This is a genomic window from Streptodolium elevatio (assembly GCF_053592165.1).
In genome coordinates, this window is record NZ_JBSFVE010000001.1 from 341,110 (window position 1) to 349,876 (window position 8,767).

Consider the following 8,767-nt stretch of genomic DNA (forward strand, 5'->3'; position numbering starts at 1 on the left):
GCCCAGGCACGTTCGGCGGGGCGCTACCGTGCCGAGATGACGGCTCCCACCGGGCGACGCCCCCTGCTGTTCCTCGACGTCGACGGCCCGCTGATCCCGTTCGGCCGGACACCGCCCGAGTACACGACGTACGACATGACGGGCGTAGCGCCGGACGTCGCCGACCACCCGTTCCTGCCCAGGCTCGACCCCGCGCACGGCGGCATGCTGTCGGCACTGGCCTGCGACCTCGTCTGGGCCACCGCCTGGCAGCACGAGGCGAACACCTACCTCGCGCCGCGGCTCGGCCTGCCCGAACTGCCCGTCGTGGAGTGGTTGGAGACGTTGGACCTCGACGGCCACGACGAGCGGACCGGGCTGCACTGGAAGACCCGTGCCCTGGTCGCGTACGCGGCCGGGCGGCCCTTCGTGTGGGTCGACGACGAGATCACCGGCACCGACACCGCATGGGTGGCCGCACACCACGGGACGCACGCCCTGCTGCACCGCGTCGATTCCCGCGAGGGGCTCTCCCCCGCGGACTACGCCGAACTCGCGGCATGGCTGCGCGACGCACCGGCGGCCGAGGCCGCCGACGAGTGCGGTTGAGGCGTACGCCGCGTACGAACTCAGCCCGTCAACACGGCAGTTGCCGCCCTTGGACGCACGGGCGCACGGGCGCACGGGCGCACGGGCGCACGGGCGCACGGGCGCACGGGCGCACGGGCGCACGGGCGCACGAGTGCATGAGTACGCAACCGCCCGGAGGGTGGCGGCAGACGGTGGACCGGGATGTGCCTGGATGTTCCTGGATGCGGGGGGCGGCGCCGGAGGGGAGGCACGGCGGAGGGGTGACGGCCGCTCAGGGCCGACGCGGCCGTCGGGGGCGGGCAGGGCACGGGTCGGGCCTGCCCGGGAGGGTGCCTTTCGGGCGGGGGGCGCCCGGTGGACGGCACGGCTGCGGTGATGTTCGGTGGTGGCGCCTCACGGGGGATTCGGGCGGGTCAGGGACGGCGGTCGCGGGCCTCCACGGCGGCGGCGTGGTCCACGCCGAGGAGCCGGTCGCCGTTGATCTCGGAGCGGGCTCCGGGTACCGCGCGCTGGGGCAGTTGGGCGATGTGGATCTGGGCGCCCAACTCGGACAGCGCGGCCAGTTCCGCGGACGGTGCGTCCTCGTCGGTGACCAGGTGGGTGATGCGCTCCGCGGCCACGGTCTGGAACATCGTGTCGACGCCCATCTTGGTGTGGTCGACGAGCACGACGACTTCGTGTGCCGCCTGGACGAGCGCGCGGTCGACGCTCGCGGACAGCATGTTGGGGGTGGACAGCCCGCGGTCGGCGGTGAGGCCGTTGCCGGACACGAAGGCCCGGCGCACGCGGAGCCCGGACAGGGCCTGCTCGGCACCGCTGCCGACCAGGGCGTACGACGAACCGCGCAGCGTCCCGCCGGTCATGACGACCTCGACGCGATTGGCGTGCGCGAGCACCTGGGCGACCAGGAGCGAATTGGTGACGACGGTAAGGCCGGGGATGCGGGCCAGTCTCCTGGCCAGCTCCTGGGTCGTGGTTCCCGCACCGACGACGATCGCGTCTCCCTCGTCGACGAGCGACACGGCGAGATCGGCGATCGCGGCCTTTTCGGCGGCGGCGAGATGGGTCTTTTGCGAGTAGCTGGGCTCCCTCGCGAGTCCTCCGGGCAGTACCGCACCGCCGTGCCTGCGATCCAGAAGCCCTTCGGCCTCCAGCGCACGCACGTCCCGGCGTACTGTCACCTCGGACGTCTGGACCACCCGGGCGAGCTCCCTGAGGGAGACCGCTCCGTTGGCCCGCACCATTTCCAGAATCAACTGACGACGCTCTGCAGCGAACACGTGACGAAGGTAACGCGACCGACCACCTCTTTTCAGCCGGTTGCATGTCTTACCCAAACTTGTTCACCGAGATGGTGAATCTCCGGGGCATTTAGGGCATGCAACTGCGGCGGTGGCGGGACAATCCACCGAACACCGCTTACGGCCGATACGTATTTTGCCCGCGGGCACCGCTTCTGACCCGCCGTCATTACATACGCGCGACACTGCCGAGTCATGTCGTGCCCATCCGGGCGCGACACCTGACCGCTCGCAGACGAGTATGCGTGTTTGGCGAGCACAGTCACGCCGGTTCGCGGAAAGCCACCCGATCGAGCGCATCACCGCATCGGAGAGCCCCGGCAGTCGGCCGCGTGCGTCCCCTTTCCGGAGTCACGCCCGCAAACACCCCTGACTCGACCGGCGAACTCCCGGGCGTGTCAAGCCCGGTCGCGTCGGTGGAGACGGCGCGCCGCCTCCGCGAGGGATCCGGAGAGCGACGGGTAGACGGTGAACGCGCTGGAGATCTGATCGACGGTCAGATGCAGGTCGACGGCCAGCGAAACCGCGTGGATCAGCTCGCTCGCGCGCGGCGCGACCACCACACCGCCGACCACAATGCCGGTACCCGGACGACAGAAGAGCTTCACGAAGCCGTCGTGGATGCCCTGCATCTTCGCGCGCGGGTTACGCGACAGCGGCAGCTTGACGGTGTGCGCGTCGATCTCCCCCGCGTCGATCGCGGCCTGCGAGTAGCCGCAGGTGGCGATCTCGGGGTCGGTGAAGACGTTGGACGCGACGGCCTTGAGGTCCAGCGGCGAGACCGCGTCGCCCAGCATGTGGTACATCGCGATGCGGCCCTGCATCGCGGCCACGGACGCCAGCGCGAAGACCCCGGTGCAGTCGCCGGCCGCGTAGACACCGCTGGCCGTCGTACGCGACACGCGGTCCACCCGCACGTGCCCGCTGTCCTTCAGGAACACCCCGGCCTGCTCCAGGCCCATGTCCGCGGTGTTGGGCACCGCGCCGACCGCCATCAGGCAGTGGCTGCCCTCCAGCGTCTGGCCGTCCTGGAGCCGCACGATGACGCTGTCGCCGAGCCGCTCGACGCTCTCCGCGCGAGACCGCGACATGACCCGCATGCCGCGCCGCTTGAAGACGCCCTCCAGCACCTCGGCCGCGTCGGAGTCCTCGCCGGGCAGCACGCGGTCGCGGCTCGACACGAGCGTGACCTTCGAGCCCAGGGCCTGGTACGCGCCGGCGAACTCGGCGCCGGTGACCCCGGAGCCGACCACGATCAGCTCGCGCGGCAGTTCGGTGAGGGCGTACACCTGCTTCCAGTCGAGGATGCGCTCCCCGTCCGGCTCCGCCCCCGGCAACACGCGCGGGGTGGCGCCCGTGGAAATCAGGATCGCGTCCGCGTCCACCGACTGCTCGGTGCCGTCGTCGAACGTCGCCACCACCCGCCGCGGGCCGTCCAGCCGCCCGGCGGCACGCAGCACCTCGACACCGGCGCGGCGCAGCCCGTTGGCGATGTCGACCGACTGCGCCTGGGCGAGTTCGAGCACGCGCTTGTTGACCACGTCGAGGTCCACCCCGACGATCGGCCGGTCGAGCGTGCCGGGCGTGCCGTCGTCGACGTAGATGCCGAGCTCCTGGTGGGAGTCGGCGAAGTTCGTCATCACCTCGGCCGTCGCGATGAGCGTCTTGGACGGCACGCAGTCCGTGAGGACCGCGGCACCGCCCACGCCCTCGCGTTCCACCACGGTCACCTCGGCCCCGAGTTGAGCCGCGACAAGCGCGGCTTCGTACCCTCCCGGGCCGCCACCAACGATCACAATGCGAGTCACCAATGCCTCCGCAGGGAGCCCCGGCTTGTCTGCCGGGGAGGAATTCGGTCGCCCGCGTAGCGGGGCAGGGACAGCCGTTTCGCCTGTGGGCGTATCGGCTTTGCCCGCACCGGGATTCCGATGCGAGCCGGCGCGGGTTGTCGGTGGCGGCGGATAGCGTGCGCTGCATGGCGACGCAGCGTGAGCCGACGGCTACCGGGTATGCCCGGTACAACTGTCGCCTGCGCCTGTCGTCCACTGCCTGCGCCGCGCTCATCGCCGAATGGGACCGGTGCCGTTGGGTCTGGAACGCATGTGTGGCCGCGTCGCGTATGGCACACCGGGTCGGCGAGCCCTGCGGCCCGGCCGCGCTCGACCGGATGCTGACCGGCTGGCGTCGCGAGCACGCGTGGCTGGGCGAGGGAGCCTCGGTACCGCAGCAGCAGACTGTCCGCGACTTCGCCGCGTCGCGCGCCAAGGCGTTGAAGGACGTCAGGAAGAACCTGCCGCAACGCCGTCGCGCGGGGATGCCCCGATTCAAGAAGAAGAACCTTGCCGCGCCGACACTGAACTACACGCGACGTGGCTTCCGGGTCGTCGACGGTCGCCTTCACCTGGCGGGCGGCGTGGTGGTGCGAGTGGTCTGGTCGCGGGACCTTCCCGAGGCTCCGTCGAGCGTGCGCGTGTACCGCGACGGGCTCGGGCACTGGTACGCCTCGTTCGTCGTCCCGGCACAGCCCGAACCGCTCCCCGCCACCGGCAGGGTGATCGGGATCGACTGGGGCGTCGCGGCCCTGGCGACCACCACCAGCGACACGCACGACCTGCCGCACCCCGGACACGGCAAGACCGTCGCCGCGAGGCTTGCCCGGTACCAGCGGATGATGGCCCGGCGCAGACCCGCCAAGGGCCAAGCACAGTCCAACGGCTACCGCAAAGCCCGGCTCCTGGCCGCGAGGACGCACAAGAAGGCGGCTCGGCAGAGGCAGAACACCGCCCGCGTCTGGGCCAAGCGCGTAGTCCGCGATCACGACGCGATCGCCGTGGAGGACTTCCGCCCGCGCCTCCTCGCGCGGTCCACCATGGCGCGCAAGGCCGCCGACGCGGCCATCGCGGGGGCCAAGGCGCAGTTGGTTGCCATGGCCCGCAAGCACGGCCGCTCCCTGCACCTCGTCGACCCCGCGCACACCACTTCGGAGTGCGCGCAGTGCGGAGCGAGAGCCAAGCACGCGCTTCCCCTTTCGGAACGTACATACACCTGCACCGTGTGCGGAGCCTCGTCCCCGAGGGACAAGAACGCCGCCCGTGTGATGCTCGTCCGGGCTGGACTGGCCCCGGCCGGTGCCGATCGCAGAAGTCCCGACCGTCCGCCGGACGGGCAGGCAGCGTGAGCCGGGAATCCGCTCCCCCGAGGAGTGGAGCAGCCAAGGGTGTCATTCTTCCGCATCCCCGGCGTCCGCGTAGGATGCGGTCCCATGCCCCTCTACGCCGCGTACGCCAGCAACCTCGACGCGCGGCAGATGGCACGGCGCGCCCCCCACTCCCCGCTCCGCGTCACCGGCTGGCTGCCGGGATGGCGCCTGACGTTCGGCGGCGAGCAGCTGGGCTGGGAGGGTTCGCTTGCCACCGTGGTCGAGGACGACATCTCGCAGGTCTTCGTCGCGTTGTACGACCTGACCGACTCCGACGAGGCGGCGCTCGACCGCTGGGAGGGCGAGTCGCTCGGGCTGTACCGCAAGGCCAAGGTCCGCGTCGAGACGTTGTTCGGCGAAGAACTGGCCTGGCTGTACGTGCTCAACGACTACGAGGGCGGGCTGCCCTCGGCGCGCTACCTCGGCATGGTCGCCGACGCCGCGGAGTCCGCGGGCGCGCCGGACGACTACGTCAAGGAGCTGCGGACCAGGCCCTGCCTGTCCGTCGGCCCCTGACCCGGCGCGCGGCGCGCCGCCCCGCCTCCCGGCACGTCCCGGCCTGCCGTCGGCTCCGCACGTCGGCCCCGCACGTCGGCCGGACGCCACCCGGGCATCCTCACCGCGCTTTGCGCCCGTGTCCGCGGGCGTGTCCCTACGCGTGTCCGAGCGGTTCTCGGCATCGATTGCGACACGATCTCTACGCGCATAGACCCCAAGCGCGACGATCGCCCCACCACCATTTACGCTCACGGTGTGAACGCTTCCGTCAGCAATGACCCGACCGCCGCGGCCAGCGCGGCAGCCCAGCGGCTCCAGGAGATCACCGGAGCGGCGACCCACGACATCGCGCTGGTCATGGGTTCCGGCTGGGTGCCCGCCGCCGACATGCTGGGCACTCCGGACCACGAGTTCGCGGTCACCGACCTGCCCGGCTTCCCCCCGCCGGCGGTCGAGGGACACGCCGGCAAGATCCGCTCGATCACCGTGGGCAACCGCCGCGCACTGGTGTTCCTGGGCCGCACCCACCTGTACGAGGGCCGCGGCGTCGCCGCCGTCGTGCACGGCGTCCGCACCGCCGTCGCGGCGGGCTGCAAGACCGTCGTCCTCACCAACGGCTGCGGCGGGCTGCGCCCGTCCTTCGCGCCCGGGCAGCCGGTGCTGATCTCGGACCACATCAACCTGACCGCGACGTCCCCCATCGTCGGCGCCAACTTCGTCGACCTGACGGACCTGTACTCGCCGCGCCTGCGCGACCTGTGCCGCGAGGTGGAGCCGAGCCTCGAAGAGGGCGTGTACGTCCAGTTCCCCGGCCCCCACTACGAGACCCCCGCCGAGATCGGCATGGTCCGGGCCATCGGCGGGCACCTGGTGGGCATGTCCACCACGCTCGAGGCGATCGCCGCCCGCGAGGCCGGTGCCGAGGTGCTCGGCATCTCGCTGGTGACCAACCTCGCCGCGGGCATGACGGGCGAACCGCTCAACCACGAAGAGGTCCTGGAGGCCGGACGCGCGTCGGCGGTGCGCATGGGCCACCTCCTCGCCGAGGTGCTCCCCCGGATCTGACGGCCGATCCGCCGCTGCCGCGGAACGTACGCCCCGAGTCGCAGGCGAGGGCGTGCCCGCGGTGCCGGCGCCCCGGCCGCGCTCCGGCCGCGCTTCGGCCCGGGCATCTCGCCGCTCCCCCCCGGGGACGCGGAGCACGAGGTGCCCGGGCCGGTCCGCGACACGGCACGCCGTCGGCCCGCGCCTGGTGCGATCGAGGTCTTCCGGTCGGCACTCTGGTACGAGCGGAAGCCCGACCGCTTCCGCTCGTTTCCACTCGTTCCCGCTCGTGAGGAGACCGCTTTGAGTGACGTCGTCGAGACCGCCCGCGCGTGGCTGGCCGAGGACCCCGACCCGGACACCCGCGCCGAACTGCGGGCCCTGCTCGACGCCGACGACCGTGCCGCGCTGGAGGACCGGTTCGCCGGACTCCTGCAGTTCGGCACCGCCGGGCTGCGCGGCGAGTTGGGCGCCGGGCCGAACCGGATGAACCGTGCGGTGGTGATCCGCGCGGCGGCGGGGCTCGCGGCGTACCTCGACAGAACCTCCGCGACGGCTTCCGAGGGCGACGCCGGGAGGGCTTCCGCGGCGAACCCCCGGACCGTGGTGATCGGCTTCGACGCCCGCCACAAGTCGGACGTGTTCGCCCGCGACACGGCCGCCGTGATGGAGGCGGCCGGCCTGCACGCGCTGCTGCTCCCCCGGCCGCTGCCCACTCCGGTACTGGCATTCGCGATCCGCCATCTGGGCTGTCTCGCGGGCGTCATGGTCACCGCCAGCCACAACCCGCCGCGCGACAACGGCTACAAGGTGTACCTCGGCGACGGCTCGCAGATCGTGCCGCCCGCCGACGCGGACATCGCGGCGGCCATCGACGCGGTCGGCGCGCTCGCCGACGTACCGATGGCGGACGGCGGGTGGGAGGTGCTCGGCGAGGCGCTGCTCGACGCGTACCTCGACCGCGCGGTGACCGTGGTGCGCCCGGACGGGCCGCGCGACGTGCGCATCGTGCACACGGCCATGCACGGCGTGGGCGGTGCCGTGATGCTGAGCGCGTTCGAGCGGGCGGGCTTCCCGGCCGCCACCGTGGTGGCCGCGCAGGCCGAGCCGGACCCGGACTTCCCGACCGTCGCCTTCCCGAACCCCGAGGAACCCGGCGCGATGGACCTGGCGTTCGAGACCGCCGCGGCGGCGGACGCCGACCTGGTCGTCGCCAACGACCCGGACGCGGACCGTTGCGCGGTGGCGGTCCCGGACCCGGCGGCGGAGGGCGGCTGGCGCATGCTGCGCGGCGACGAGGTCGGCGCGCTGCTCGGCGTCGAACTCGCGCGCCGGGCCGCCCGAGCGCCGGGCACCGGCGTGCTCGCGACGACGATCGTGTCGTCGTCGCTGCTCGGCCCGGTCGCCGCGAAGCACGGGCTGCAGTACGTCGAGACGCTGACCGGCTTCAAGTGGCTCGCGCGCGTCCCCGGACTGACGTTCGGGTTCGAGGAGGCGTTGGGCTACTGCGTCGACCCGGAAGGCGTACGCGACAAGGACGGCGTGACCGCCGCGCTCGCCGTCGCCGAACTGGCCGCCGCCGCCAAGCGCGACGGCCGCACGCTCCTCGACCTGCTGGACGGCATCGCGGTCGAGTACGGCCTGCACGCCACCGACCAGTACTCCGTCCGGGTGGAACGCCTCGACCTGATCACGGAGGGCATGGCCCGGCTGCGCGCCACCCCGCCGACGTCGCTCGGCGGCCTCGCGGTCTCGCAGGTGGACGACCTCGCCGCGGGCTCGGCGGACCTGCCGCCCACCGACGGCCTTCGCTACACCCTCGCGGGCGCCGACGACGTGGCGTCGGCGCGCATCGTGGTCCGGCCCAGCGGCACCGAGCCCAAGCTCAAGAGCTATCTCCAGGTCGTCGTCCCGGTGCACAGCCAGGTCTCCGAGGCCCGCACGGTCGCCGCGGCGACGCTGGCCGCCCTCAAGCGGGACCTGGCGGCGGCCCTCGGGATGTGACCCGCGCATACCGGTGAATCCCCGGGTGGCGGGGGGGGGGGGGGGGACGCCCCCCCCCCCCCCCCCACCCGCTGTCCCCCCCCCCCACCACCCCGGGCGGTTACAATCGCCGCGCGCGAACGAGGGTGTGGGGGGGGGCAAACCGGGGAGG

General features: G+C 72.5%; 7 protein-coding genes. 5 read left to right on the forward strand and 2 right to left on the reverse strand.

Annotated features, from left to right (window positions below; translation table 11 throughout):
- Positions 1-36: 36 nt before the first annotated feature.
- Positions 37-588, forward strand: coding sequence for an HAD domain-containing protein (locus tag ACWD12_RS01510; RefSeq protein WP_450097863.1), 552 nt, complete (start codon positions 37-39; stop codon positions 586-588).
- A gap of 395 nt (positions 589-983) precedes the next feature.
- Here ACWD12_RS01510 and ACWD12_RS01515 read toward each other — a convergent pair whose 3' ends face one another.
- Positions 984-1,850, reverse strand: a complete 867-nt coding sequence (locus ACWD12_RS01515) for a DeoR family transcriptional regulator (RefSeq protein WP_435839208.1) — start codon at positions 1,848-1,850, stop codon at positions 984-986.
- Positions 1,851-2,269: 419 nt separating this feature from the next.
- On the reverse strand, positions 2,270-3,679 hold the full coding sequence (locus ACWD12_RS01520; RefSeq protein ID WP_450097864.1) for an NAD(P)H-quinone dehydrogenase: 1,410 nt from the start codon (positions 3,677-3,679) through the stop codon (positions 2,270-2,272).
- A 167-nt stretch (positions 3,680-3,846) separates the two neighbouring features.
- Here ACWD12_RS01520 and ACWD12_RS01525 point away from each other — a divergent pair, with 167 nt between their 5' ends.
- The 4 genes from ACWD12_RS01525 to ACWD12_RS01540 all read left to right on the forward strand — a co-directional run bounded on the left by ACWD12_RS01525 (position 3,847) and on the right by ACWD12_RS01540 (position 8,616).
- Positions 3,847-5,049, forward strand: a complete 1,203-nt coding sequence (locus ACWD12_RS01525) for an RNA-guided endonuclease InsQ/TnpB family protein (RefSeq protein ID WP_450097865.1) — start codon at positions 3,847-3,849, stop codon at positions 5,047-5,049.
- An 84-nt stretch (positions 5,050-5,133) separates the two neighbouring features.
- Complete coding sequence (locus tag ACWD12_RS01530; RefSeq protein WP_358363761.1) at positions 5,134-5,586, forward strand: gamma-glutamylcyclotransferase; 453 nt, start codon at positions 5,134-5,136, stop codon at positions 5,584-5,586.
- A gap of 237 nt (positions 5,587-5,823) precedes the next feature.
- Positions 5,824-6,633 carry a purine-nucleoside phosphorylase gene (locus ACWD12_RS01535; RefSeq protein ID WP_358363762.1) on the forward strand — a complete coding sequence of 270 codons (810 nt, stop codon included), beginning with the start codon at positions 5,824-5,826 and terminating at the stop codon, positions 6,631-6,633.
- Between the two features lie 282 nt (positions 6,634-6,915).
- Positions 6,916-8,616 (forward strand): phospho-sugar mutase, encoded by a 1,701-nt coding sequence (locus ACWD12_RS01540; protein WP_450097866.1) that lies wholly within the window; start codon positions 6,916-6,918, stop codon positions 8,614-8,616.
- Positions 8,617-8,767: the final 151 nt, after the last annotated feature.